Annotated in this window: 18 protein-coding genes and 1 tRNA gene; 9 read left to right on the top strand and 10 right to left on the bottom strand. The window is 74.0% G+C overall.

What is annotated here, in order from left to right; all coding sequences use genetic code 11:
* A partial coding sequence (locus tag ACVV2G_RS31670) for a hypothetical protein (RefSeq protein WP_453846235.1) occupies positions 1–229 on the top strand: 229 nt, incomplete at its 5' end.
* Between the two features lie 184 nt (positions 230–413).
* Here the strand turns inward: ACVV2G_RS31670 and ACVV2G_RS31665 are convergent.
* On the bottom strand, positions 414–629 hold the full coding sequence (locus tag ACVV2G_RS31665) for a hypothetical protein (protein WP_453846234.1): 216 nt from the start codon (positions 627–629) through the stop codon (positions 414–416).
* A gap of 452 nt (positions 630–1,081) precedes the next feature.
* Positions 1,082–1,157 (bottom strand) — tRNA-Arg (locus ACVV2G_RS31660).
* Between the two features lie 330 nt (positions 1,158–1,487).
* Between ACVV2G_RS31660 and ACVV2G_RS31655 the strand changes: the two genes are divergently transcribed.
* From ACVV2G_RS31655 to ACVV2G_RS31625, 7 genes are all read left to right on the top strand, one after another.
* Positions 1,488–3,095 (top strand): dynamin family protein, encoded by a 1,608-nt coding sequence (locus ACVV2G_RS31655; protein ID WP_453846233.1) that lies wholly within the window; start codon positions 1,488–1,490, stop codon positions 3,093–3,095.
* Positions 3,096–3,098: 3 nt separating this feature from the next.
* Complete coding sequence (locus ACVV2G_RS31650) at positions 3,099–5,393, top strand: YfjP family GTPase (protein ID WP_453846232.1); 2,295 nt, start codon at positions 3,099–3,101, stop codon at positions 5,391–5,393.
* 391 nt (positions 5,394–5,784) lie between these two features.
* Complete coding sequence (locus tag ACVV2G_RS31645; protein WP_453846231.1) at positions 5,785–6,252, top strand: single-stranded DNA-binding protein; 468 nt, start codon at positions 5,785–5,787, stop codon at positions 6,250–6,252.
* Between the two features lie 263 nt (positions 6,253–6,515).
* On the top strand, positions 6,516–7,919 hold the full coding sequence (locus tag ACVV2G_RS31640) for a Cys-Gln thioester bond-forming surface protein (protein ID WP_453846230.1): 1,404 nt from the start codon (positions 6,516–6,518) through the stop codon (positions 7,917–7,919).
* A 631-nt stretch (positions 7,920–8,550) separates the two neighbouring features.
* Positions 8,551–10,215 (top strand): energy-dependent translational throttle protein EttA, encoded by a 1,665-nt coding sequence (gene ettA / locus ACVV2G_RS31635; RefSeq protein ID WP_453846229.1) that lies wholly within the window; start codon positions 8,551–8,553, stop codon positions 10,213–10,215.
* A 4-nt stretch (positions 10,216–10,219) separates the two neighbouring features.
* The gene (locus ACVV2G_RS31630; RefSeq protein WP_453846228.1) at positions 10,220–10,630 is read left to right on the top strand and encodes an acyl-CoA thioesterase; all 411 of its coding nucleotides are present in this window, start codon (positions 10,220–10,222) and stop codon (positions 10,628–10,630) included.
* Positions 10,627–11,310 (top strand): DUF8185 domain-containing protein, encoded by a 684-nt coding sequence (locus ACVV2G_RS31625; protein WP_453846227.1) that lies wholly within the window; start codon positions 10,627–10,629, stop codon positions 11,308–11,310. The genes ACVV2G_RS31630 and ACVV2G_RS31625 overlap by 4 nt, the downstream gene beginning before the upstream one ends.
* Before the next feature lie 306 nt (positions 11,311–11,616).
* Here ACVV2G_RS31625 and ACVV2G_RS31620 read toward each other — a convergent pair whose 3' ends face one another.
* A complete protein-coding gene (locus ACVV2G_RS31620) occupies positions 11,617–12,030 on the bottom strand; it encodes a globin (RefSeq protein ID WP_453846239.1) in 414 nt (137 codons plus the stop codon).
* 100 nt (positions 12,031–12,130) lie between these two features.
* Here ACVV2G_RS31620 and ACVV2G_RS31615 point away from each other — a divergent pair, with 100 nt between their 5' ends.
* Complete coding sequence (locus ACVV2G_RS31615) at positions 12,131–13,102, top strand: methyltransferase domain-containing protein (RefSeq protein ID WP_453846226.1); 972 nt, start codon at positions 12,131–12,133, stop codon at positions 13,100–13,102.
* A gap of 514 nt (positions 13,103–13,616) precedes the next feature.
* On the opposite strand, the gene ACVV2G_RS31610 is transcribed toward ACVV2G_RS31615, so the two are convergent.
* The 7 genes from ACVV2G_RS31610 to ACVV2G_RS31580 all read right to left on the bottom strand — a co-directional run bounded on the left by ACVV2G_RS31610 (position 13,617) and on the right by ACVV2G_RS31580 (position 24,958).
* On the bottom strand, positions 13,617–15,278 hold the full coding sequence (locus tag ACVV2G_RS31610) for an FHA domain-containing protein (RefSeq protein WP_453846225.1): 1,662 nt from the start codon (positions 15,276–15,278) through the stop codon (positions 13,617–13,619).
* 69 nt (positions 15,279–15,347) lie between these two features.
* Positions 15,348–16,697: a vWA domain-containing protein gene (locus tag ACVV2G_RS31605; protein ID WP_453846238.1), complete on the bottom strand. Its 1,350-nt coding sequence runs from the start codon at positions 16,695–16,697 to the stop codon at positions 15,348–15,350.
* Between the two features lie 173 nt (positions 16,698–16,870).
* Positions 16,871–18,274: a PP2C family protein-serine/threonine phosphatase gene (locus ACVV2G_RS31600; protein WP_453846224.1), complete on the bottom strand. Its 1,404-nt coding sequence runs from the start codon at positions 18,272–18,274 to the stop codon at positions 16,871–16,873.
* 3 nt (positions 18,275–18,277) lie between these two features.
* Entirely contained in the window at positions 18,278–20,953 is a 2,676-nt protein-coding gene (locus ACVV2G_RS31595) for a tetratricopeptide repeat protein (RefSeq protein WP_453846223.1), read from the bottom strand.
* A gap of 22 nt (positions 20,954–20,975) precedes the next feature.
* A complete protein-coding gene (locus ACVV2G_RS31590; RefSeq protein ID WP_453846222.1) occupies positions 20,976–22,301 on the bottom strand; it encodes a coiled-coil domain-containing protein in 1,326 nt (441 codons plus the stop codon).
* A gap of 84 nt (positions 22,302–22,385) precedes the next feature.
* Positions 22,386–23,432: a glutamate ABC transporter substrate-binding protein gene (locus tag ACVV2G_RS31585; RefSeq protein WP_453846221.1), complete on the bottom strand. Its 1,047-nt coding sequence runs from the start codon at positions 23,430–23,432 to the stop codon at positions 22,386–22,388.
* A gap of 59 nt (positions 23,433–23,491) precedes the next feature.
* The gene (locus tag ACVV2G_RS31580; RefSeq protein WP_453846220.1) at positions 23,492–24,958 is read right to left on the bottom strand and encodes a hypothetical protein; all 1,467 of its coding nucleotides are present in this window, start codon (positions 24,956–24,958) and stop codon (positions 23,492–23,494) included.
* Positions 24,959–25,286: the final 328 nt, after the last annotated feature.

Here is a 25,286-nt window from a genome sequence, read left to right as displayed (position 1 = left end):
CGCGGCGGTCTCGCCGGCCGTGGCCGACGAAGAGGTGCACGGTCACTACTCGCAGAACATCGAGATCATCCGCGACATCTGCCCCACCATCCAGGACATCGACGTCCTCACCATCGAGGTTCTGGACCAAGCCCGTACGTTCCAGTGCAACGAGATCCGCCAGGACTCGAAGGTCAAGGACGACTCCGCTGCGCCGGCCCTCCCCATCCTCGGTGCTGTCATCGACTGAATGCGGTAGATGACGCAGGCTGTACTGACGTCGGGGTCGCCGCCTGAAGAGCGGCCCCGATGTAATGTGCTGTGACCCGGCACGCCAATCCTGGGCACATATGGCAAAAGAGCCTGAGGCTCCCGATCTACTGATCGAGGAGCCTCAGGCCTTTTCGTGCTTACCTGAGCCTGCGCGCGTCCGTTTACTGGTCCGTGACACTCAAGAGGGAGCCGTGGTTCACGGATCCGCTCCAAATCCCCGTGCCCGAGGAGGTCTTGAGAGTCTCGAAGCTTCCCCCGATCCATTCAGCGGCGACGAGACGGCCGTTGTCTTCGTCTTCGTTCGCGGTGGCGGTGCCGGTTCCCAGCGCGATGGCGGCGGCAATGGCAGTCGCGCATGTCAGAAACTTCTTCATCATTTTCCCTCCGGAGTGAACGGTCGGACCGTCCCGCACAGGGGCGGGCTTCCGCGTGATGCTAGCTCTTAGTTTCGGGCGTACCGGCTGAAAGCGGGCGTGGCTCACTCTTTCGGTATGAGCGTTGAGTCCATTCGGCTGGACAGGCGACCCTCGTTCGGGCAAACGCCGCCGGCTGACTCAACGCCTACGGCGGCCGTTCCGGTCGGGTACGCAGTGACGACGCCGGGCGCGTGATCCGTCGCGCGGTGGCGGAGGTTGGCGCGGGGTGAGGCCCCGCAGGGGTCGGCTGGCCCTGCCCTCGGTGCCAGGAGGGCGGCAGGACCGCAGTTGTCTGGAGTTGTACCGGCTGAAGCATCGGCTCCAGGGGGGGCCGCAATCGGGTCGGAGGGCGGAGGTGGGCGAGACGGCCCCACCCGTCCCGCGAATACGCCGAAGACCCGAGGGTGGGTCGGTGGCGCCCCCGGCAGGACTCGAACCTGCGGCCAAGCGCTTAGAAGGCGCCTGCTCTATCCACTGAGCTACGGGGGCCTGGTGTGGTGGCCTCGTTCGCGGTGCCCGGGTGTGGGCTGATCCGTGACGTTGCCGGGGACAAGGATAGGGCTCCCGACTCCATGTCCCTGATGCTTCGCCTCCGTGGCTCGATGTGGAGGTTCAGTGAAGCGGTCCTGATAATCGCAGGCAGGTACGAATCGTGCATCGCTTTTGACGTCTCGCGCACCGGGTGTTGTGCACTCGTTATGCCTGGACTGTCCGCACGCCCCAGTCATCCCTTCCGTCCGGAGTGTCCGATCGGCGCGCGGACATGCTCATCATGCCCATATGCTTCAGAATTCCCCTAAAATTGGGCATTCTTCACATGTGGTGACCTTGGACGTACGGCCTCAGCTGCTCGACGCACTCTCCGCCCTGCGCGACCGTGTCGCGGCCGCACGCTTTCCGCTGCCCCTGGCGGGGGCCCCACGCGCGCGTGCCAACCGCGACGAACTGCTCGCACAGCTCGACGACTACCTGGTGCCCCGGCTGAAAGAGCCCGAAGCGCCCTTGCTGGCCGTCGTGGGCGGATCCACCGGTGCCGGGAAGTCCACACTGGTGAACTCCCTCGTCGGCCGGCGGGTCAGCGAGGCGGGTGTACTGCGGCCCACGACCCGGACACCGGTGCTGGTGTGCCATCCGGAGGACCACCACTGGTTCAGCGGCATGCGGATCCTGCCCGACCTCACCCGCGTGTGGGTGGCCCACCGGGAACCGGACGACGACCTGCTCCTGCCGGGGGAGAACCCCGCGCGCGTACTGCGCGTCGAGACCGCCGACAGCCTGCCGCCCGGCATCGCCCTCCTCGACGTGCCCGACATCGACTCCCTCATGGCCGACAACCGGGTCCTGGCGGCCGAACTGATCTGCGCGGCCGACATCTGGGTGATGGTCACCACGGCGGCCCGGTACGCCGACGCCGTGCCCTGGCACCTGCTGCGCACCGCCAAGGAGTACGACGCCACCCTGGTCACCGTGCTGGACCGGGTGCCCCACCAGGTGGTGTCCGAGGTGTCACGGCAGTACGGGGCGCTGCTGACCAAGGCCGGGCTCGGCGAGATCCCCCGCTTCACCGTTCCCGAGCTGCCCGAGTCGGCCTGGGGCGGAGGGCTGCTGCCGGCCAGCGCGGTGGCCCCGCTGCGGGCCTGGCTCGTCCACCGGGCGCAGGACCTCGCGGCCCGGCACGACGCCATGGCCCGTACCGCGCACGGCATCCTGGACTCGCTGAAGTCCCGGATGCCCGAACTTGCCGGTGCCGCCGCCGCGCAGTACTCCGCCGCGCTGCGCCTCACCGCCGCCGTCGACGGTGCCTACGACGGCGAGCACGCGCGCGTGCGGGGGCGGTTGCAGGCGGGCGCCGTGCTCGCCGGGGACGCGCTCAAGCGGTGGCGGGCCTTCCCCCTCGACTGCTCCCCCGAGGAGCTCCTCGACTCGCTGGTGGAGAGTCTGAGCGCCCTGCTGCTGTGCGCCGTCACCGCCGCCGACGAGCGCGTCGAGGAGGCCTGGCGGCACGAACCCGCCGCCACCGCGCCGGAACTGACGGTCCACGACCCCGCGCCGGAGAGCGCCGAACACCGCATCGGGATGGCGGTACGGCGGTGGCGGCGGGAGCTGGAGGAGTACGCCGAGGAGGAGGTGCGCCGGCTCGACCGGAGCATGGCGCCGGACCCCGGAGTGGTCACCGCCCTGGTCGCCACCGTGCTGCTGGGCGGGCGCCGGGCGCGCAGCGCCGGGGAGGGACTCGCCGAACGCGTCGGTGCCCACGGCGCCCTGCGGCTGCGGGACCGGGGCGGACGGCTGCTCGACGACTACGTGGACCGGGTCGTGCACGTCGAGCGCGAACGCCGGCTGGCACCGCTCGACGGGCTGGAGGTCCACCCCGAACCCCAGGCCGAACTCATCGCCGCGCTGTCCGTACTGCAGAAGGAGAGGTGACCGGTGACCGCCGTCACTGACCAGGACCCCACCGAGCACACCCACCCCACGACGGAGGAGGCAGACCGGCCGTCCCGGACGGGCGAGGCCGGTGAGGCCGGCCGGCCGGGCCGGGCCGGCCGATCGGGCCGGGGGGATCAGGCGGGCGGACCCGCCGGTGACGGCCGGGGCCCGGAGCGGGCCGCCGGGGACGACACCGCGCGGGCGGACGCCACCGAGGACACCGGGCCGAGGACACGCCCGCAGGAGCGCGGGGGCGACCGCGCCCGCGGCCTTCTCGCGCGCGTGAAGGACGGCGGGGCGTCCCGCCGCCCGGACCGGGAGCGGGACGGGGAGCGGGAACGGGGCGGGGGAGGCGGCGGCCGGGCGGGCGGGGGCCGGGAACGTACGGAGCGCGGGGGCCGTACGGCCGAACGCGACCGTACGGCGGACCAGGACCGTACGGGTGACCGCGACCGTGGCCGTATGGGTGGCCGTGACCGCGGACGTGGCCGCGCGGAGAGCCGTGACCGCGTGGCCGGCGTGGCCGGCGGTGAGCGTGCGGGGGCTTCGGGGTGTGCGGCCGGCGGCCCGTCCGGATCCGCGGACGGGGAGGGTGCCTGGGGCGACGGGCTGATCGCGCGGCGGGTGGACGAGAACAGCGCGGCGGAGCGGTACACCGTCGTGCCGAGCAGGCCGTCCGGTTCCGCCGCGGCCCTGATGCCGCTGGCCTACGACGGGCAGCTCAGGGCGCGACTGGACGCGTTGCGCGAGCTGGTGGGGCTCTCCCGGACCCGGCTGGACAGCGGGACGCTCGCCGAAGCGGGCCGGGTCCTCGACGAGGCCGCCGCGCGGCGCAGGCTCTCCGGGCAGCACACCGTCGTCGCCATCGCCGGGGCGACCGGCAGCGGCAAGTCGCAGCTGTTCAACACACTCGCCGGGGTGACGATCTCCGAGACGGGCGTCCGCCGGCCGACCACCGCCGCGCCCATCGCGTGCAGTTGGAGCGACGGCGCGGCCAGCCTCCTGGACCGGCTCGGCATTCCCGGCCGGCTGCGCCGCCGCCCGCTGCAGCACCCGGACGCCGAGTCGCCGCTGCGTGGCCTGGTCCTGATCGACCTGCCCGACCACGACTCGGCGGCCGTCCAGCACCGCGAGCAGGTGGACCGCATCCTGGCGCTCGTCGACGCAGTCATCTGGGTCGTCGACCCGGAGAAGTACGCCGACGCCGTGCTCCACGAGCGCTATCTGCGGCCGATGGCGGGCCATGCGGAGGTCACCTTCGTCGTCCTCAACCAGGTCGACCGGCTGCCCGGGGAGGCCGCCGAACAGGTCCTCGACGATCTGCGGCGGCTGCTCGACGAGGACGGCATCGCCCTCGGGGAGCACGGCGAACCCGGCGCCACCGTGCTCGCCCTGTCCGCGCTCACCGGGGACGGCATCGGAGAACTGCGCGAGGTGCTCGGCCAGTTCGTCGCCGAACGGCAGGCTCCGGCGCGCCGCATCGCCGCCGACGTGGACGCCGCCGCCTGGCGGTTGCGCCCCGTGTACGTCACCGGGCGGCGGAGCGGGCTGAGCGAGGAGGCGCGGGAGGAGTTCGCCGACCGGCTCGCGGACGCCGTGGGCGCCACGGCCGCGGGCGAGGCGGCCGAACGTGCCTGGCTGCGCAACGCCAACCGCGCGTGCGGCACGCCCTGGCTGCGGTTGTGGCGCTGGTACCACGACCGGCGCGAACCCGCCACGGGACGGCTCGCGCTGCGCACCCAGGCGGACGAGGAGGCCACGGCTCGTCAGCGCGTCGAGCAGGCGGTGCGTACGGTGTCCGACCGGGCGTCGGCCGGGCTGCCGGCGCCGTGGGCACAGGCGATGCGCGAGGCCGCCGTGCGCGGCGCCCGGGGTCTGCCCGAGGCCCTCGACGAGCTGGCGGTGCGCACGGGGCTCCCGCCGGGGCGTCCGCCGAGGCCGGGCTGGTGGCCGGTGGCCGTGCTGGCCCAGGCCTCCATGACCCTGCTCCAAGTGGTGGGCGGCCTGTGGCTGCTGGCCCAGATCATCGGCTTCATGCCGCCGAACCTGGGCGTGCCGGTGCTGCTGATGGTGGCCGGCATCGTCGGCGGTCCCCTCATCGAGTGGAGCTGCCGTATCGCGGCCCGGGGGCCGGCCCGGCGCTACGGCCACGAGGCGGAGCGCCTGCTGCGGGAGGCCGCCGCGGGATGCGGCCGGGCCCGCGTGCTGGATCCGCTGGCGGCGGAACTGCTGCGGTACCGGGAAGTGCGGGAGCAGTACGGGCGGGTCGCCGGGGTGGGGGCGGTGACGAGGTAGGGGGCGTGCCCGCAGAGGTTCGTTCACGGGGGCCGTCCGCGGGGTCCGGACACGGCGGGCCGCCCGCGGGCCTGGCCACGGCGGGGTCGAACTGTGGGGGCCCGCCCACGGGGTCCGTCCGTGGGGTCCGTCCGTGGGGCCCGCCCGCGGGGTTCGGCCGCCCGCGGGGTCCGGACACGGGTGGTGGCTCGCCCGTAGGGGTGACGGGGTTCTCCACAAGTCCGGGGGCGGTCCACAGCCCTCAGCGGGACCGGCCCGGACGGATGCAGTCTGGCCTCGTGGCGATCGCGACGGACGCGATCGGCCCGGCAGCGGCGGCGTACGGGAAGCGACGCCCGCCGCGCCGGACGCAGCCGTACGGGACGGGCCCGTACGGGAGGGAGGACTCGCGATGAACGAGACGATGATCTGCGCCGTGGGCAACGTGGCGACGCAGCCCGTGTTCCGGGACCTGGCGAACGGACCGTCGGCGCGGTTCCGGCTCGCGGTCACCGCGCGCTACTGGGACCGGGAGAAGAGCGCGTGGACGGACGGCCACACCAACTTCTTCACGGTGTGGGCCAAACGGCAACTCGCCACCAACGCCTCGGCGTCCCTCGCCGTGGGCGACCCCGTCGTTGTTCAGGGCCGGCTGAAGGTGCGCACGGACGTGCGCGAGGGGCAGAGCTGGACGTCCGCGGACATCGACGCGGTGGCGATCGGCCACGACCTGGCGCGCGGCACGGCCGCGTTCCGGCGCACCGGCAGGGCGGAGGCGTCGGCCTCCCCACCGCAGCCGGAGCCCAACTGGGAGACACCGGCCGCGGAACCGGCCGAACCGGTACTCGAACAGCGGCCGGAGCCCGCCGCGGTGGCATGACGCCGACGGCCTGCCGGAACTGACCGGAGTGCGGCTTATCGGCGAATGCGTCCCGGACGAAGCCGGGTGGATTTGTCGATAAGCCCTGCTCACCAGCCCTGTCGGCGATAACGATTCCGAGTCGGATCTCCGTGGGGGCGAACATCCCCGGCAAGCGCGGTGCGTCACGTCCTTAGGATGCCGAACAAGCCCCGTGGGGCTGGTGATTCTGCTGGTGGGACCCTGCCCCCCACGTCAACGGGTCCTGCTCGAAGGGGAATGTGGTGTTTTCTTCGCTCACCGCACTGTCGCTGTCCGGACGAGCGGCGGCGCGTCTCGCCGCCGCCGCGCTGGTGTCCGCGCTCGCCGCCACCGGAGTGGTGAGCGGTGCCGGCCCGGCCGCCGCGCAGGAGGCGGGACAGGGGCAGGGCGGGGCGACGGCCACCATAGGCGGCCTCAAGACGTACGGCGCCGCGGTCATCCACGGGGAGGACGGCGACCACGAGGTGTCGGCCGGTCTCTTCGAGATGTCCGTCGAGGGCGGCGGCATGCTGCAGACGTACTGCGTCGACATCCAGAACCCGACGCAGAAGGACGCCAAGTACCACGAGACGCCCTGGAGCGGGACGTCGCTGGGCACCAACAAGGACGCCGGCCGCATCCGCTGGATCCTGCAGAACTCCTACCCCCAGGTCAACGACCTCGCCGCGCTCGCGAAGAAGGCGGGCGTCCGCGGCGGGCTCACCGAGCAGGACGCGGCGGCCGGCACGCAGGTGGCCATCTGGCGCCACTCGGACGACACGGACGTCGAGGCCGTCGACCCCGAGGCCGAGCGCCTCGCCGACTACCTGGAGAAGAGCGCCCGCGCCCTCACGGAGCCCGCGGCGTCGCTCACCCTGGACCCACCCGCCGTCTCGGGCCGCCCCGGTGAGCGGCTCGGCCCGGTCACGGTGCGCACCAACGCCGGCGGCGCGACGGTCACGCCACCGGCGGACGCCACGGCGGGCGGGGTCCGGATCGTCGACGAGGAGGGCGAACCCGTCACCTCCGTCACCGACGGCACCGAGGTCTTCTTCGACGTGCCGAAGGACGCGGAGGCCGGCACCGCCGAGCTGGTGGTCGAGGCCTCGACCACCGTGCCGGTCGGCCGGGCCTTCGCCTCCGAGAGCCGCAGCCAGACCCAGATCCTGGCCGGTTCCAGCGAGTCGACGGTCGCGGCGACGGCGACCGCCACCTGGGCCGGACAGGGCCCGATACCCGCCCTGTCCGCGAGGAAGAACTGCGCCGAGGGCGCCCTGGACATCACCGCGGTCAACGAGGGCGACGAGCCGTTCACCTTCGAGCTGCTGGACACCGAGCACACGATCGCGGCGGGCGAGTCCCGGACGGTGACGGTGCCGCTCCCGGAGGACCGGGCGTACGACTTCACCATCCGGGGCCCGGCCGGTTTCGAACAGCGCTTCACCGGCGTCCTGGACTGCCTCACCCAGAGCGCCGCACTCGCCGACACCACCCACACCCTCGGCCAGCCGGCCCCCACCGAGGTGGTCACCCCCGCCTCGAACCCCAACCTCGCCGAAACCGGCAGCTCCGAAGTGACGCCGCTGATCGGTGCCATCGCTCTCGTCCTGCTCATCGCCGGTGGCGCGACCCTGACCGTGATCCGCCGAAAGGACGCCTCCCGGTAGAGCGGGGCGCCAACCCGTCGCCGGGAGACGGAGGGCGGACGCCCGGGCGCCCCACGGAGTGATCCACGAGGCCGCCGAAGCGCCCGGCGCGGCATTACGGCACCGGGCAGAGAGCGCCGGTAGACCGCGCTCGGCTTCCCCGGACCGAAACTCCCCGGACCGAAACTCCCCGGACCGAAACTCCCCGGACCGAAACTCTCCGGACCGAAACTCTCCGGACCGGAACTCTCCGAGGGGCGGCATCGATCTCCGGCCGACCGACCGGCCGGTGACCCGCACGGGATCAGCGGGCCATCCGCGTCGCGGAAGAGGTGCGGGCGCTCCGCCGGGCCGAGCACAGCCACACGCTGCGCCGGCGCGGTGGGGGAGCGGCACCCTCGGCCTTGAACCGCCCCTGGGCCGTCCCTGGGCCGTCCCTGGATTGTGCGAGGGCGTCCGAGGCCGACCGGCGGCGACCGGCGGTGACAGGTGGCGACCGAAGATAACCGGAGGTGTCCGGCGAGGCTCCGGCGCCATCCGGGAAAGGCCAGGTCAGAGCCCCCGCAGGGAACGCGTTTCCTCCCAGGGGTGGCGGTGCGGCAAGATGGGGTGTATCTGCCCACTGCCTGATCAAGCTGCCGGACGGTTTCTCTTGGCTGAGTTCATTTACACCATGCGCAAGGCGCGCAAGGCGCACGGCGACAAGGTGATCCTCGACGATGTCACCCTGAGCTTCCTGCCCGGCGCGAAGATCGGTGTCGTCGGGCCGAACGGTGCCGGCAAGTCGACCGTTCTGAAGATCATGGCGGGACTGGAGCAGCCGTCGAACGGCGACGCCTTCCTGTCGCCGGGTTACACGGTCGGCATCCTGCTGCAGGAGCCCCCGCTGTCCGAGGACAAGACCGTCCTGGAGAACGTCCAGGAGGGTGTCGCCGAGGTCAAGGGCAAGCTCGACCGGTTCAACGAGATCGCCGAGCAGATGGCGACCGACTACTCGGACGCGCTGCTGGAGGAGATGGGCAAGCTCCAGGAGGAGCTGGACCATGCCAACGCCTGGGACCTCGACGCCCAGCTGGAGCAGGCCATGGACGCGCTCGGGTGCCCGCCCGGCGACTGGCCCGTGGTGAACCTCTCCGGTGGTGAGAAGCGCCGCGTCGCGCTCTGCAAGCTGCTGCTCGAGGCGCCCGACCTGCTGCTGCTCGACGAGCCCACCAACCACCTCGACGCCGAGTCGGTGAACTGGCTGGAGCAGCACCTCGCCAAGTACGAGGGCACCGTCGTGGCCGTGACCCACGACCGGTACTTCCTGGACAACGTCGCAGGCTGGATCTGCGAGGTCGACCGCGGCCGGCTGCACGGCTACGAGGGCAACTACTCCAAGTACCTGGAGACCAAGGCGACCCGCCTCAAGGTCGAGGGCGCGAAGGACGTCAAGCGGCAGAAGCGCCTCAAGGACGAGCTGGAGTGGGTGCGGTCCAACGCCAAGGGGCGGCAGGCCAAGTCCAAGGCGCGGCTGGCCCGCTACGAGGAGATGGCCGCCGAGGCCGACAAGATGCGGAAGCTGGACTTCGAGGAGATCCAGATCCCGCCGGGCCCGCGGCTCGGCAACGTCGTCGTCGAGATCAACAACCTCACCAAGGCCTTCGGGGACAAGGTCCTCATCGACGACCTCTCCTTCACGTTGCCCCGCAACGGCATCGTCGGCGTCATCGGCCCGAACGGCGCCGGCAAGACCACGCTCTTCAAGATGATCCAGGGCTTCGAGGAGCCGGACTCCGGTTCCATCAAGGTCGGCGACACCGTCAAGATCTCCTACGTCGACCAGAGCCGCGAGAACATCGACCCGAAGAAGACGCTCTGGGCCGTCGTCAGCGACGAACTCGACTACATCAACGTCGGGCAGGTCGAAATGCCCTCGCGGGCGTACGTCTCCGCCTTCGGGTTCAAGGGGCCGGACCAGCAGAAGCCGGCCGGGGTGCTCTCCGGCGGTGAGCGCAACCGCCTCAACCTCGCGCTCACCCTCAAGCAGGGCGGCAACCTGCTCCTCCTCGACGAGCCGACCAACGACCTCGACGTCGAGACCCTCGGCAGCCTGGAGAACGCGCTGCTGGAGTTCCCCGGGTGCGCCGTGGTCGTCTCCCACGACCGGTGGTTCCTGGACCGCGTCGCCACGCACATCCTCGCCTACGAGGGTGACTCCAAGTGGTTCTGGTTCGAGGGCAACTTCGAGTCGTACGAGAAGAACAAGGTCGAGCGGCTCGGTGCCGACGCCGCGCGTCCGCACCGAGCCACCTACAAGAAGCTGACCCGGGGCTGATCTCTTGCGCCACATCTACCGCTGCCCGCTGCGCTGGGCGGACATGGACGCGTACGGCCACGTCAACAACGTGGTCTTCCTCCGCTACCTGGAGGAGGCGCGTATCGACTTCCTGTTCCGTCCGGACAAGGACTTCAAGCAGGGGTCGGTGGTGGCGCGCCACGAGATCGACTACAAGCGGCAGCTCGTGCACCGGCACCGCCCGGTCGACATCGAGCTGTGGGTCACGGAGATAAGGGCGGCGTCCTTCACCCTCACCTACGAGGTCAAGGACGGCGACGAGGTCTACGTCCGCGCCTCGACGGTGATCGTGCCGTTCGACTTCGAGGCGCAGACGCCGCGCCGGATCACCGCGGAGGAACGGGAGTTCCTCCGGGAGTACACGGACGACAAGGAGGGGGCCGTCGCCGCATGACGGTCCTCCAGCTCGCCGACGAGGGGGAGGCCGCGGATCTCGCGGCCTTCCTCTCCCGCCTGCTCCACTACGACCGTTCGGCGGCGGTGCGCCTGCAGGCGGCCGGCACCGCCCTCGCGGTCTTCGGCCGGCCGCCCTCCTTCGAGGTGCTGGCCGTGCGCGCGGTGCGCCTGGCCAAGCCGTACGAGAACGGGCTCGACGTCACGCTGGACGTGACCGTGTCCGCCGGTGAGCTGCTGGAGGCGGTGGACGAGGCGGCGGCCACCGCCGGTGTACCGGGTGCGGTGACCGGGCCGCCGTGGGCCGGCGTGCTGCCCCCGCGCGGTGGCTGGCGGCCCGAGCCGGGGCTGCCCGCCCCGGACGCCCTGCGGGCGCTGGTCGCCGCCGCGGTGGCGGAGTTCCGCTCCCGTACGGGGGAACTGGCGCCCGACGGTCGCACCCGGTCCGAGCTGGACCGGATCGGGCGGGAGATCTGGTCCAGGACGGCCGGGAACACCGGGCTGCCGGTGCGGGCCGTGCACGCGGCCCAGTCCCTGGGCTTCCTGGGGCCCGCGGGCGCGTCGGACGAGAACGCGCCGAAGCTCTTCTCCTCGGGCGCGTGGCTGCGGCTGCGCACGCCCTACGGCTCCGTAGCCCTGCGCCGGGCGGGGGCCGGCTCCCTGGGCATCAGCGTGCGCTGACCCCGCCGCGGACCGCGCACGGCGGCCCGTGGGCGGCCGGTGGCCCGCGGCTTCTACGGCTCCGGCCCGCCCACCGCCGTCCGGCCGTACGGCGACGGCCGAGCCCCGCCGGCCGGCGGCCCGGCCCCCGTGAGCCGACGACCCGGGCACCCGGGCACCGGCGCTTCGTCCAGACCCCGGCGCTGTCGTCCAGTCCACGGGCGATGCCGTCAGAGGGGACGGGAAGGGAACCGGACTTGACCGAATTCCGACGCCGAACGACCGGATCTCGCCGCCGGACGACCGGGCCCCGGCGCGGGACGCGGGTCAGTCAGCGGTGTTGACCATCGAGGCCGCCGCGTACGTCAGGTACTTCCACAGCGTCTGCTCGTGCTCCTCGGAGAGCCCCAGCTCGTCGACGGCGACCCGCATGTGCTTCAGCCAGGCGTCGTGCGCCGCCCGGTCGACGGCGAAGGGGGCGTGGCGCATCCGCAGCCGCGGATGGCCGCGGTTGTCGCCGTACGTCGTCGGACCGCCCCAGTACTGCATCAGGAAGAGCGCGAAACGCTCCTCGGCCGGGCCCAGGTCCTCCTCCGGGTACATGGGCCGCAGGATCGGGTCCTCGGCCACCCCCTGGTAGAAACGGTGGACGAGCCGACGGAAGGTCTCCTCCCCGCCGACCTGCTCGTAGAAGGTCTGCTCCTGAAGCGTGCCGCGCCGAATCTCATTCACGCCCTCCATGGTCTCAGACGAGTGGGCGTAGGACTCCAGGCCCAGGACCGTTCCCTTCAAGCAGCGGCCTCACGCCCGCCGGCCGCCGCTCGGCCCTTACTGTGGAGGCATGGGCGGGCACCGCGACCTGGACGGCCTCGCCGCCTCCGCGCGGGCGGAGCTGGTGCGGGAGATCGGGCTGAGCGGTGCCTGGACGGCCGACCCGGTGTGGCGGGAGGCCTTCGCCGCGGTGCCGCGCCACCTCTTCGTGCCGTACTACTACGTCGGCGTCCGGGGCGGCTACGAACGCCGGTGGGGCGAGCACCCCGATCCGGACGCCCGCGCACGCTGGGTGCTCGGGGCGTACGCCGACGCTCCGCTGGCGACCCGGCTGCGCGACGGAGAGCTGCTCTCGTCCAGCAGCCAGCCCTCCCTGATGGCCCAGATGCTGGTGGAGCTGGGCGTGGGCGACGGCGACCGGGTCCTGGAGATCGGCGCAGGCACCGGCTACAACGCCGCGCTGCTCGCCCACCGGCTCGGCGACGACCTGGTCACCACCGTCGACCTGGAGCCCGAGATCACCGAGTCCGCGCGCCGGCACCTGGCCGCCGCCGGACACCACCCGGCCGTCGTCACGGGCGACGGCGCCCGCGGCGTGCCCGAGCGTGCTCCCTACGACCGGATACTCGCCACCTGCGCGCTGCCCTCGGTGCCGCGCGCCTGGATCGCCCAGTGCAGCCCCGGCGGCCGCATCCTGGCGCCGCTCGCCACCGGCCTGGTCGTCCTCACGGTCCGCGACGCCGGGTACGCCGAGGGACGCTTCCTGCACACGCCCGCGTACTTCGTTCCGCTGCGCGGCGCGGAGCGGTCCGAGCCGGAGACGCCGGGCCTCGGCGGGGTGCCGCGCCGGGCCCGGGAGGACGACCGGTTCCGCTTCCTGCTGGAGCTGAGCCGGGGCGGCCTCGACCCGCAGGAGGCGTACGCCCTGTGGGACCGGGAGGACGCCCCGCGCCGGGAGCGCTACGGCATCACCGTCGGCGACGGACGGGCGTGGGCCTGGCTGGACGACCCGGAGGGCCCGTACGCCTGGCCCCTCGCCTGACGGGCCCGGCGGCGCCCGGCCCGGCGTGGCCGGAACGCCGGTGTCCGCCCGTCACGGCGGTGACGGAGGGGGTTTGCGGGTCGCCGCCCGGACCGGCGGGTCGCCGTGGCTCACCTGCTGCCGGATCACCGGCAGCACACCGGCTCTTCCCGCGTGCCGGTCTCTCCTGCCTCGACGTCATCGACCTCGCACCCTGTACCTCGGCCTTGGGAGAGCGCGCCGGAGAGCAGCACGATCCGGCGGTCTCCGCTCCGCTCGCGGTGGCCGAGCGGGTCGTCCGCGCAGCGGCCTGACGGCCTTCGCCCGGGGCCGGGTGCGCACCACCGCCCGGGTGGCCCAGGCCGACGCGGACGGGGACCTGGCCCGGCCCTCCCTGCGGACTCCACGACCGCGCGCCCGCCGGCCCGCGGCCGGAGCCCGTGAAAGGGGCTCCGGACCGTGAGCCGGACGTCCAGGCCGCCGGCCGTTTCCCGCGGCCGACCGGCCGGGGAGATCCCGACCGGGACGAGCCCGCCTAGCCCCGGCGGACCGTGATCGTCGTCCAGGCGCCGACGTGCACCCGGTCGCCGTCCTGGAGCGGCACCGGCACGAAGGGCTGGATCGGCTCCTCGCCGCCGTTGACCGTCGTGCCGTTGGTCGAGTTCTGGTCGACGACCGCCCAGTTGCCGTCCGGCTGCTGCACCAGCACCGCGTGCTGGTGCGAGACGCCCGGGTCCTCCGGCGGTACCGCCAGATCGATGTCCGGGGTGTCGCCGGTGGAGTGGCGGCGCCGGCCGATGGTGACCTGGTTCCCGGTGAGCGTGCGCTGCTGCTCGGGCGAGTACGCGGGCAGGTTCAGGCCCGCGGCCTCGGGGCCGGAACGCTGCATCATCGCCATGAAGTAGTCACGGTCCGGACCGATGGTCGCCGTCCAGGTCGCCGGCCCCTGGGGGCGCTGCGGCTGCTGGGGCTGCTGCTGAGGGGGGAACCCGTAGCCGCCGCCGGGCGGGGGCGGTGGGGCCTGGGTGGCGCCGGGCTGCGGGTAGCCGTAACCGCTGCCCTGGGCCTGCCCCGGGCCGTTGGGGCCGCCGTGACCTCCCGGACCGCCGGACGACGGCGGGGAGAGCACCCAGTCGTCGTCACCGCCGCCGAAGGACGGGCCGCCGCCCTGCTGCGGCCGGCTGGTCTCCTGCGGGAAGGCGGGCGGGGCCGGCGGACCGGACTGCCGGTACGCCTGCGGAGCCCCCTCCGGCCCACCGGGGCCGGGCGGCGGCGCCGTCCGCGACGGGTCGGCACCGAAGGAGGGCGGGGCCGGCGGGCCACCGTGGCCACCGTGCCCGTGCGGACCACCCGGGCCACCGGGGCGGTTGGGTCCGCCGGGACCGTGCGGGCCGGTTGGCCCACCGGGCTCACCGGGCCCGCCAGGGCCACCGAATCCACCGGGGCCACGGGGCTCGTCAAACCCACCGGGGCCACGAGGCCCGTCAAACCCACCGGGGCCACGAGGCCCGTCAAACCCACCGGGCCCGGCCGGACCGCCGGGGCCCCCGGGGCCGCCGGAGTTGTAGGGCCCGGAAGGACCGTTCGGACCGTTCGGACCGTTCGGACCACCACCAGGCTGACCAGGCCCGCCGGACCCGCCAGGCCCTCCGCCCGGGCCGCCGGCCCCGCCGCCGGGACCACCGGGGCCTCCGCCCGGGCCGCCAGGCCCTGACGGGGCGCCGCCGAAGGGCGGTCCCGGTGGGATCGGCTCGGCGGGCCGGTTCATCTGGGACGGGCGGGAACCCTGGTAGTCGTAGGAGTCACCGCCGTACGACGGACCGGACGGCGGCTGCGGGAAGCGCGGTCCCCGGCCCGCGGCCGGGCCGGGGCCGGGGCCGGGCGCCGGCGGACGCGGAGCGGCCGGGGTGTACGAGGTGGCGGTGTTGGTCAGGAAGTTCCACCGGCACTCCTCGCAGAACGGCGCCCCGCCCTCACGCGGCGTGCGGCACTGCGGGCACAGCTGCGGCTCGGCTCCGGGGCCACCGGGACCGCCCGGCCCGCCGTGACCAGCCGGACCCGCGGGGGGCGGGAAGCCGTAGCCGCCGCCCGGGGGCGGAGGCGGGGGAGGGGGAGGCACGGCACCGGCCATGCGGTGACCGCAGACCTCGCACCAGTCGTCGGAATCCGACTGGTGTCCGTTCGGGCAGGTCGGCATGTCGGAGCTTCCCCCTCTTGCGGAGCTTGTCGCTGTGTTGTCCTGACGCGACCGGGTCGCGTCGTCACGTCACTGCTTCTTCACGCGAACGGTCTTGGTGGACCGGGTCTCGAGAGTCATCTCGTCGGCCTCCTCGACCTTCGCTTTCAGTCGCACAGTACCTGCAGCCGCGTCGACCACGTCCACCACCTTCGCAAGCAGTTTCGCGGTATCCGCGTTTCCGGAGGCGCCGGCGAGCTGAACGGCCCGGCCCAGTCTGGCCGTTGCTCCGCCGAAGTCTCCCGCTTTGCGGAGGTCGAGACCCTGCTGGATGACCTGGGCCAGTTCGGCCTGCCCGGTGTAGTGGGCCACCTGCGGGTTGATCGACGTGAAGGCGGCCATGTCGTCCGTCCACACGGCCCGTACGAGGCCCTGCGCACCGAGGTTCCGGACGCCGCCCCCGGGCTCCGGGACGACCAGGGAGACCCGGGCGGCCAGCATCTCCTGCCCGAGTCCGGCCGCCGGGACCTCCACGCACACGTGGTAGTCGCGGGACTCGTCGCCCCAGGAACCGATGGGGTAGTCCCCGGCGCGCGGCCCCGCCCCGGTACGGCGGCCGGTCAGCTCCTCGACCGCGGGGGCGACCTGCTTGACGAACCGCACGGTGGTGCCGACCGGGGTCCACAGGCGCAGGGCGACGTCCGCGACCTCCTTGCCCATGGCCGTCTCCATCATCCGCGTGAAGTCGGCGGCGAGGTCCGCCGGATCGGCGACGATGTCGGCGGTGCCGAGCAGGGCGGAGGCGATCCCTGTGACTTCTTTCACTTCCCAGTCGGTGCCCACGCCCCGGGCGTCGCAGGTGAAGCGCCCGGCGCAGGCGTCGAGCGCGGCCCTGAGGTCCTCCGGGGACTCGTGCTCGTTGCGGCCGTCGGTGAGCAGGACGCCGTGCCGGATGGTGACGTCCGCGGTGGCCAGGAGCCGGTCGGCCAGCCGCAGCCAGGTGCCGATGGCGGTGCCGCCGCCCGCGCTCAGGCCGCGCAGGGCGCGTTTGGCCTGCTCCCGGGTGGTGGCGTCGGCGACCGCCAGGCGCCCGCCGCCCGGGTAGACCTCCTCGGCGACGTGCGTGCCGCCGACCACCGTGAAGTGCACGCCGTCGCGCAGGGTGTCGATCGCGGCGGACGTGGCGTCGCGGGCGTTGCGCATCTTGGCCGGCGGGTAGTCCATCGAGCCCGAGCAGTCGACCATGACCGCCACGGCCGCGGACGGGCCCTGGCCCGGCGAGTACAGGTGGGGCGCGGCGACCGCGCTCCCGACCGTGCCGCCGCCGGTCGCGGTGACCGTCACGATGGCGTTGACCTCGCGGCCGCCGTCGGGCAGGTACACGTTCTGGTAGACGTCCACCGAGAACTGCGGCACGTTCGACTTCGAGAAATTGGCCATGCCGGTTCGCATCCCCCTCTACGGCCCCACGGTGGTGGGGTGTTCGGCCGCCGGCGCGGACCGCCCCCTGCGGCCCGCGAGGCCGCCCCGCGTGCGGGCCCCGGCCCGTGACCCGGGCCCGTACCCGGCGCCCGCACCCGGCCGTGACGCCACGACGACGCCACGACACGGCCTCAGGCCGATCCTGCCCCTTGCGACGGGGCGGGGAACGGCAGGAGCGCCACTGTTACGTTGTCGTGGCCCCCGCCGTCCAGGGCGTGGCCGACCAGGACGCGGGCGCCGTGCAGCGGTCGCGCGGCGGCGTCGAGGGGCACCGCCTCGGCCATCTCCTCGGCCGACTCCGCGTAGTTCCACAGGCCGTCCGTGCAGACCACGACCAGGCCCGGGCGGTCCGGTTTGTAGGACGCGGTGTGCGGCTCCAGTTCGTAGGCGTCGGCGCCGAGCCAGCCGGTGATCGCGTGGGCGCGCTCGTCGGCGTACGCCTCGGCCTCGTTCATGAGGCCGGCGGCGACCATCTGGGCGGCCCAGGAGTCGTCCTCGGTGAGGCGGGCGGGCGGGGCGCTCCGGTCGGCCGGCACCCAGTACACGCGGCTGTCGCCGACCCAGCCGACGACCAGCAGGCCCGCGGTCACCACGGCGCCGACCAGGGTGCAGGCGGGCGCGTTCTGGTGCGGGGCCTGTTCGCGGGCGGTGGCGGGCTCGTCGGCCAGCGCGTTGACCGCGTGCGAGGCGGCGACGATCGCGTCGTGCATGGCCTGCTGCGGGTGCGTGCCGCGCGGCAGGGCGGTGAGCAGCGACTCGCCGGCCGCCCGGGACGCGGCGAGCGAGGCGTCGTCGGGGCGGGTCGCGGAGGACACGCCGTCGCAGACGATCGCCACGGACGCGGGCGCGCCGTCCGGCAGCGCGGTGCAGCCGACGGAGAACGCGTCCTCGTTGCGGTGGTGGCGCAGACCGCGGTCGCTCACCGCGGCGACGGGACCGGACGCCTGCTCCATGTGGTCGCGTTCGCGGGGCTGGGCGTGCCCGCAGTTCTCGCAGTAACCGTCGTCGTCGACCCGGCCCGCACGACAGGCCACGCACACCTTCTCGGCCGCGGCCGATACGGAACCGGCCGATACGGAACCGGCCGACGCGGAACCGGCCGGGTCGGGCGCGGCCGGGTCGGCGGCCAGCCTCGGGTCGGGTGCCTGCAGCGGGTACTCGTCGGGTTCCCGCGGACGGTCGGGACGGTCGGACCGCGCGTCGGGCGCGACCGACGGCATCGGCGGGGCCGTGGGCGGGGGCGGCGGCAGCGGGGAGCCGCCCGAGTCGGTCCCCGGCACCTCGGCGGCCGTGTGCACCGGGGCGGGACGGCCGTGGCCGTCCGAGTCCCGGACCGTCGGCCAGTCCGCACCGTCCGGGGCCCACGACGGCGCGGGCACCGAGCCGTTCAGCGCGATCGTCGGGCTCTCGTCGGGCCGCGCGGGCACGGCGGACAGGTCGTATCCGCACGCACCGCAGAAACGGTCACCCGACTCGAGGGGTTCCTCGCAGCTCGGGCACTTCGGCACAGCGGCCTGCTGGGGCATCTGCGACATCAACTACACCCACGTCCGGGGGCGGTAACGATTGGCACGTTCCACCAGGTCGATCCTCTCCTCGCCGCCCCGCGCCAGCCGGGCCAGCGTGCGGTACGAACGCTCCAGGCCGAAGCGCAGCCCGCGTTCGTCCAGGCCGCTGCCGAGCAGCGTCCGTCCCCCGGCGGCGGGCGGGACGGAACCCTGACCTCCGGAGAGTACCCAGTCCAGCGCGCAACCGAGGACCTCGGCGGACAGCTGCTCGCGCCGCGCCGGATCCAGACCGTACACGTCCAGCGCCTCGACCTGCCGCGCGGCGGCGAACAGATCGTCCAGGAACGTCACGTCGCCCGTGTGCGCGGTGCGTCGCCGCAGCCTCGCCCGCACCGCCGCCACCCGAGCCGCCGTGCAGTGGACGGACGACTCCGGCACCGACTCCAGCGTCCGTACGGCACCGGTCCGGTCGCCGCCGGCGAGCTGGACGCGGGCCAGCCCGAACGCCGCGCTCACGTGGCTCGGGTCGGACGCCCACACCAGGCGGTAGTACTCGGCGGCGTTGTCGACCTGCCCCAGCACCTCCGCGCACAGAGCGAGCGCCAGCTTGGGCGCGACCTCGCCCGGGAAGGCGTCGTAGAGCGCGTCGAAGGCCGGCGCGGCGCCCTCGTGGTCGCCGGTCACCAGCCCGGCCAGTCCCCGGTACCAGACCACCCGCCAGTCGTCGGGCCGCTCGTCCTCCAAGGCCTCCAGCGCGGTCAGCGCGCCGGGCGCGTCGCCGGTCTCCAGCCGGGCCCGGACCTGCCGCAGCCGGGTCTCGGCCGAGGGCGCCGGCGCGGCGGCCAGCGCGGTCAGCAGCTCACCCGGCGCGGACGCCACGAGGCCCGCCAGGAAACCCGCGTTGGGGTCGCCGGCGTCGACCCGGGGCACCGGCAGCGCGAGGGCCGCGGCCGGCGCGTCGGCCGCCTCGACCAGACCGGCGACGTCGACGCCGAGACCACCGACCGCGCTCACGGCACCCGGCAGCGCGCCACTCGTGCCGCCCGCGCCGGACGCCGTGACCCCCGCGCCCGTCCCGCCGGCGAGCCCGACCCCCGCGCCCGTCCCCCCGGGCGCGCCGACCGCGGCACCCGTGCCGCCCGGCAACGCGGGGCCGCCGGCCGGTGGTCGCGGCGCCGCCGTACGCGCACCGCGCCGTCCGGTACGGACCGGCCGCGCCCCCAGCCGCGACACCTCGCCGTCCAGCCGGGGGAACAACTCCGTGTCCGTCACCCCGACTTCCGGCCCGAACAGGGAGGACACGGCGGGCCGGGCGCGACCCGTCTGGAGCGAGACCACCTCGCGCAGCACGCCCGTCAGCTGCTCGGCCATCTCCTGCGCGGAGGCGAACCGGCGGGCCGGGTCGGGGTCGGTGGCCCGCACCAGCAGCCGGTAGAACGACTCGTACCGCCGGAAGACGTCGATGGTGTCCGGGTCCGGCATCGAGTCGGCGTAGACGGTCGTGCAGCCCTGGAAGTCGAACGTCAGCACGGCGAGGGTGCGGCCGACGGTGTACAGGTCGGACGCCACCGACGGGCCGGCGTCGGCTACCTCCGGCGCCTGGTAGCCCACCGTGCCGTAGATGGCCGACTCCTCGTCGTCCATCCGGCGCACCGCGCCCATGTCGATCAGCTTGAGCTGGTCCTCGGTCTGGAGGGCGTTGTCGACCTTGAAGTCGCAGTAGAGCAGGTTGCGGCTGTGCAGATGGCCCAGCGCCTCCAGCGCCTCGATGCCGTACGCGCAGGCCTGCTCCACCGGCAGCGGGTCGCGCCGCCCCTCCGGGGTGCGCCTGCCGTTGGCGATCTCCTTCAGCGACTTGCCGCCGACGTACTCCATGACGATGTACCCGTCCAGCGAACCGGTCCGCTGGTCGAGGTGCTCGACGAAGTTGTAGATCCGCACGATGTTGGCGTGCTCGATCTCCGCGAGGAAGCGCCGCTCGGAGATCGCCGCCGCCATCGCGTCCTGGTCGCCGGTGTCCAGCAGGCCCTTGAGGACCACCCAGCGGTCGGAGACCGCCCGGTCGACGGCGAGGTAGATCCAGCCGAGCCCGCCGTGCGCGAGGCAGCCCACGACCTCGTACTGGCCGTGCACGACGTCCCCGCCCCTCAGCTTGGGCACGAACGAGTACGGGTGCCCGCACTTGGTGCAGAAGCCCTCCGTGCGCCCCGGCCGGTCCCCGCGCGCCCGTCCGACCGGCGCCCCGCAGTCCGAGCGCGAGCAGAACCGCTTGCGCTCGGGCACCTCGGGGCCGTCCAGGACCATCGCGCGCGGGTCGGGCCGCGGGATCGGCGGGACCTCGACCAGGCCGGCGCCGAGGCGCCCGCGGCTGGAGGCTCCGGCGCCGGAGCCCGAGCTGCGCACCGACACCGAACGGCCCGTGGGCCGGCCCGACACCGACCGGGAGAGCCGTCCCGACACCGACCGCCGGGACTTCGACGACTGCGAGGACGTACGCGCACTGCGGCCGCTCGACCGTGAACCGCCGCTGCCCGCGGAGCCGCGCCCACCGCCACCGGTGATCCCGGTCGGCGTGGAGCCGACCATGCCGTCGGGGGCGACGACCGGTGCGAGACCGCACGTGTCGCAGTACAGCCCGCCGCCGCCCACGTCCTCGTAGGCCCCGCCGCAGCCGGGACGCTGACACGTCCGCAGTGCCTCGCTCATGCCGTCCCCTCCCCGTCCTCGCTCACGCACCGGGCCCCGTCCGGTCCACCGGCCCGCCCTGGCCGGGCACGCGCGGGGCGGAGCCGAGCAGTTCGGCCGCCGCGTGCTGGTAGCGCAGCACGGCCTGCCCGGCGACGCGCAGGTCGCAGGGCGCGCTCCACAGCATGCGGCGCGCCTTCTCGTACTTCTCGGCCAGCTCGGGGTCCTCGGCGTGGCCGAGCCGGGCCACCTTCGCCTTGTACGCGTCGAGCCGGCCGCGCAACTCCGCGCGGACCGCGAGCGGCGCGGTGACCGCCGTCAAGGACTCGCGGGCGCGCAGCAGTTCGTCCTCCGCCTTCTCCTCCAGGGACTCCAGGAGCGGGGACAGGCGGTGCCACTGGGCGTGCCGGCGGTACTCGGCGGCCGCCGCGAGCTGCTCCTGCAGCACGGTCGGCGGTCCGCTGACGACCGGCACCTCCGTCGCGGCGATCTTCGCCAGCACCTCGCCGCGCGCGGTGCGGGCCTCGGCGAGCGTGCGGTCCGCGCGGGAGAGCACGTCCCGCAGCCGGACGATCCGCTGCTCGGCATCCTGGCGCACGGCCAGCACGGCGTCGATCTCGCGGCGCACGTCCTCCAGGGCGCGCGCCTCCCGGTCGTAGACCGTGGTGTCCGGCCGGCCGCCGCCGGGCGCCGAACTGCCCTCCGCGGGGGTCCAGAAGGCCAGCGGGTCGGACACCACCCGCTCGCGCAGCCCCGTCAGGGTGCGGGTGATCCGCTCCAGGTCGTCGCCGGCCGGGTGCTCGCCGGGACGGACGCCGACGGAGTGCGCGAGCCGGCGGGTGCGCTGGAGTTCGGCGGCGAGCAGATCGATCCGCGCGGGCAGCGCCGACCACACCGCGTCGGCGGCGACGACCATGTCGAGGGAGGTGGCGTACAGCTGGTTCATCCGGTCCACCAGCGCCGCCAGCGAGTACCGCTCGCTGAGGCGGTTCGGGCCGCACTCGGGCGCGCCCGCCGTGGCGGCGACGCCGGCCATCGTGACGGCCTCGCCGCGCAGCAGCTCGGTCAGCTCGGCCAGGTCCTCACGGCTGGACCAGCGGCGCCGGGAGCGGATCTCCCGGGCGGTGCGCAGCGCGCCGGTGTACGCGTCGAAGCAGTTCCACAGCAGCGTGATCGACGCCTCCGCGGCGCTCCAGCGCTCGGCGGTCACCCCCGTCAGCCCGGTGCCTTCGAGGAGTCTGCGGCCCGCGTGGTCCTGGAGGGCGAGGAGCGAGGTCTCGATCGCCTCGTGCTCCACGCCCAGCCGGGCCAGCGCACGGTCCACCTCGTCCCGGTCCATCACCGGCCCGGTGGGTCCCGTGTCGCCCATCGGTCACCTTTCGCTGTCGCGGACTCGTGCGTGCTCTTGCGCCTGCGGTGCGGCGGTCGTTCGTGCCTGCGGTGCGGCGGTCGTTCAGCTCGTGCGCAGATACTCCGGGGCCGGTGGCTCCGACTTCGCCGAGTCGCCTCCCATCGTCGGCCTCAGCCACGCGTCGTACGAGTCCTGCCAGCCCCCGGTCTCGTCCGCGCGCCACTCCTCAAGGATCCGGTTGACCCGGCGTACCAGATCGTCGGCGTCCTTCCTCATCGCCACGCCGTAGTACTCCGTGGTGAAGGCGTCGCCCTTGAGCTGGACCGTGGGGTCCTGGGCGGCCTGGCTCGCGGCGAGCGCGCCGTCGGTGACCACCGCGTCGACCTCGCCGAGCTGGAGCCGTACCAGGCAGTCGAGTTGGTTCGGCACGGTGGTGGTGAGGTCGGCGCCGGTCGCCGGTCCGCCGTCCCGCTGGTCCTGTTCCAGCGTGCTGAGCGCGGTGGAACCGGCCGCCGTGCAGATCCTCTTGCCGGCGAGCGTGCCGTCGTAGCCGGTGATCGCCGAGGACTTGGGGGCCAGCACCTGCTGGCCGGTCCGGAAGTAGGGCGCGGAGAAGGCGACCTTCTCCAGGCGGGCGCAGTTGACGGTCATGGTGCGGACCACCATGTCGACCCGGCCGTTCACTGTCGCCGGCTCGCGCTGGTTGGTGGGGATCGCCTTGAACTGCACGGCGTCCGGGTCGCCGAGGATGTCCTGCGCGATACGGTGCGCCAGGTCGATGTCGAAGCCCTCCAGCTCGGCGTCGCCGCCGCTGTTCGGATCGCGGTAGCCCCAGCGGTAGCTGTTCTGGTCGACGCCGACGACCAGCTTGCGCTTCTCGCCCCGGCGGTTGCGGATCTCCTCGATGGTGGGGCCGTCGGCGCCGGACGGGGACAGGGTCTGCTTCTCCGGGTCCGCGCACTCCTGCGCCGCCCGCGCCTGGCCGCCCCGGGCGACGCCGTGGCCACCGCTGCCGGTGTGCCCGGCCGTGCCGTGCGGGCGGAGCACCGGCAGGAGCAGGGCGAACAGCACCGCGAGGGCGCAGGCGAAGGCCATCGTCCCCACACCGCCCCAGCCCCTCAGGCCCGCCCGGAACCTCTGTGCACGCATCCTCGCGCCCCCTTCCACGGGCCTCGCCTCCCCTCGGCCCGGCGCGCCCGCGCCCCGGCTCACCGGTACTCCGACAGTCTGCGGCCGATGCCCAGGAGCGCGCCGGCCACGGCCAGTGCGGCGAGGACCCCGGCGGCCACCGGCAGGGGGCGCATCGCGGCCAGGCCGTCGCCCGCCGCCTGCTCGAACTGGGCCTCCTCGTGCGCGAGGGCGGCATCGAGCGAGTCGTCGACGCCGTCGAAGCACTCGGCCGTGGCGCCCTCGCCGCCGATCACGAGGTCCAGCGCCTGCTGGTAGTTGCCGTTCTCGTCCTGCTCACGGGCCGCGGTGTGCCGCTTCCTCCACTCCGTCATGTTGGCGTTCGCCGTGTCGACCGGCTGTCCGCCCGCCTCGTCGTCGGCGAGCCGCCGTGCCTCGGCCAGGCCCGCGCCGAGGGTCTTCATGTTCTTCTCGAAGTCGAGGTCGTAGGCGTCGTACGTGTTGTCGCCGACCTTCTTCGTCTCCGCGCCGCGGGCCACCAGGGTGAGGTTCTCGCTGCCCCGGGCCTTGAGGGAGGCGATGCGGGCCTCGTTCAGCGCGTTCAGGGAGCGCACCGCGTGCGCGTGGGAGTCGTTCAGGTTCGACCGGGCGACGCCGTGGCCGGCGACCAGCCAGAGCAGGACGATCGCCGAGGCGGCCGTGGCGGCGACCAGGCCGTGGTTCAGGACGCGGTGGGTGCGCCGGTAGGTGCGGTGCTGGACCCAGCCGAGGACCGCGAGAGCCAGCACACCGAGGGCGATCGCGGCCCAGGGGTAGGGCTTGGCGTCGGCGTAGTCGTCGCCGAGCCGCCGGTTCTCGCTCGTGTAGAGGTCCTCCGCCGCGGGGAGCATCTCCTTCTGCATCTTCTCGTTGGCGTAGCGCAGGTAGGCGCCGCCGACCGGGAAGCCCTGCCGGTTGTAGGTGCGGGCGCGCTCGATCAGGCCCTTGTACTCGGGCAGGAGGCGGTTGAGGTCGGTGATCGTCGCCTCGGCGGGGGAGTCGGCCTCGGAGTCCGCGGCGGCCTTCACCAGTCCCTCCGCGGCGGCGCGGACGGCGCTCTCGTACTCCTCGCGGGCCGCCTCGGTCTCCTGGCCGCCGGCGAGGAACCCGCTGGACGCGGCGGTGTTGGCCTCGGCGAGTGAGCGGTAGACGCCGGCCGCGGCCGAACTCAGCGGCTGGCTGCGGTGGAGCACGTCGTCGGCGGCGGTGGACCGCTCGGTCATCTGCCAGGCGGCGACGGCGCCGAAGGCGAGGACGAGTGCGGCGAGCAGCGCACCGATGATCCGCAGCCGGCCCGGCTCGGTCACGGCCGCCGCACGCAGCCGGTCCACGCCCTCCGCGAAGGCGGTGCGCCGGGGCGCCGGCGGCGGGGGCGAGGCCGGGGCGCCGCCGCCGGACCGCTGCCGCGGCACGGGCCAGGACCGCGGCGGCACGGCGGAAGGGGTGGACGGGGTGGACACGCCGGTGCCCGGTGGCGGCGCCGCGCCGCCCTTCTGCGGTCGAGTCACTGCCGACCTCCCCCGTGGTCATCCGTCGCCGCAAGTATCGCTGCCCGCAGCAGCCTTCGCACCGGCCTTCGCGCCGGCCATCACCCGATCCCGCTCCGATGCCGGTGCACAACGCACCACCCCTGTCCATGAATACGCCGCCCGCACCGGTTCGGTTCCCCGCACCGCACGCGGGCCGCACCTTGACCGCGTGCGGGCCGCATCCGGGCCGCACGTGGGCCACACCCGGCCGCACATGGGCCGCATCGGGGCCGCGCGCAGGCCGCATCGGGACGTCGTCGGACCGCACCGGACTGCGCCGGTCTGTGCCGGGGCTGCACCGGACCGC

This window comes from Streptomyces sp. JK94, from assembly GCF_053613315.1.
Note: the sequence above shows the minus strand (reverse complement) of the source record. Positions and strands in the feature narration are given on the sequence as shown.

Bases quoted from the DNA above. Each gene is read 5' to 3' on its own strand.
- ACVV2G_RS31610 (WP_453846225.1), bottom strand. From the start codon at position 15,278: ATGCCGACCTGCCCGAACGGACACCAGTCGGATTCCGACGACTGGTGC.
- ACVV2G_RS31600 (WP_453846224.1), bottom strand. From the start codon at position 18,274: ATGTCGCAGATGCCCCAGCAGGCCGCTGTGCCGAAGTGCCCGAGCTGC.
- ACVV2G_RS31620 (WP_453846239.1), bottom strand. From the start codon at position 12,030: ATGGAGGGCGTGAATGAGATTCGGCGCGGCACGCTTCAGGAGCAGACC.
- ACVV2G_RS31595 (WP_453846223.1), bottom strand. From the start codon at position 20,953: ATGAGCGAGGCACTGCGGACGTGTCAGCGTCCCGGCTGCGGCGGGGCC.
- ACVV2G_RS31625 (WP_453846227.1), top strand. From the start codon at position 10,627: ATGACGGTCCTCCAGCTCGCCGACGAGGGGGAGGCCGCGGATCTCGCG.
- ACVV2G_RS31665 (WP_453846234.1), bottom strand. From the start codon at position 629: ATGATGAAGAAGTTTCTGACATGCGCGACTGCCATTGCCGCCGCCATC.
- ACVV2G_RS31585 (WP_453846221.1), bottom strand. From the start codon at position 23,432: ATGCGTGCACAGAGGTTCCGGGCGGGCCTGAGGGGCTGGGGCGGTGTG.
- ACVV2G_RS31605 (WP_453846238.1), bottom strand. From the start codon at position 16,697: ATGGCCAATTTCTCGAAGTCGAACGTGCCGCAGTTCTCGGTGGACGTC.
- ACVV2G_RS31645 (WP_453846231.1), top strand. From the start codon at position 5,785: ATGAACGAGACGATGATCTGCGCCGTGGGCAACGTGGCGACGCAGCCC.
- ACVV2G_RS31590 (WP_453846222.1), bottom strand. From the start codon at position 22,301: ATGGGCGACACGGGACCCACCGGGCCGGTGATGGACCGGGACGAGGTG.
- ACVV2G_RS31615 (WP_453846226.1), top strand. From the start codon at position 12,131: ATGGGCGGGCACCGCGACCTGGACGGCCTCGCCGCCTCCGCGCGGGCG.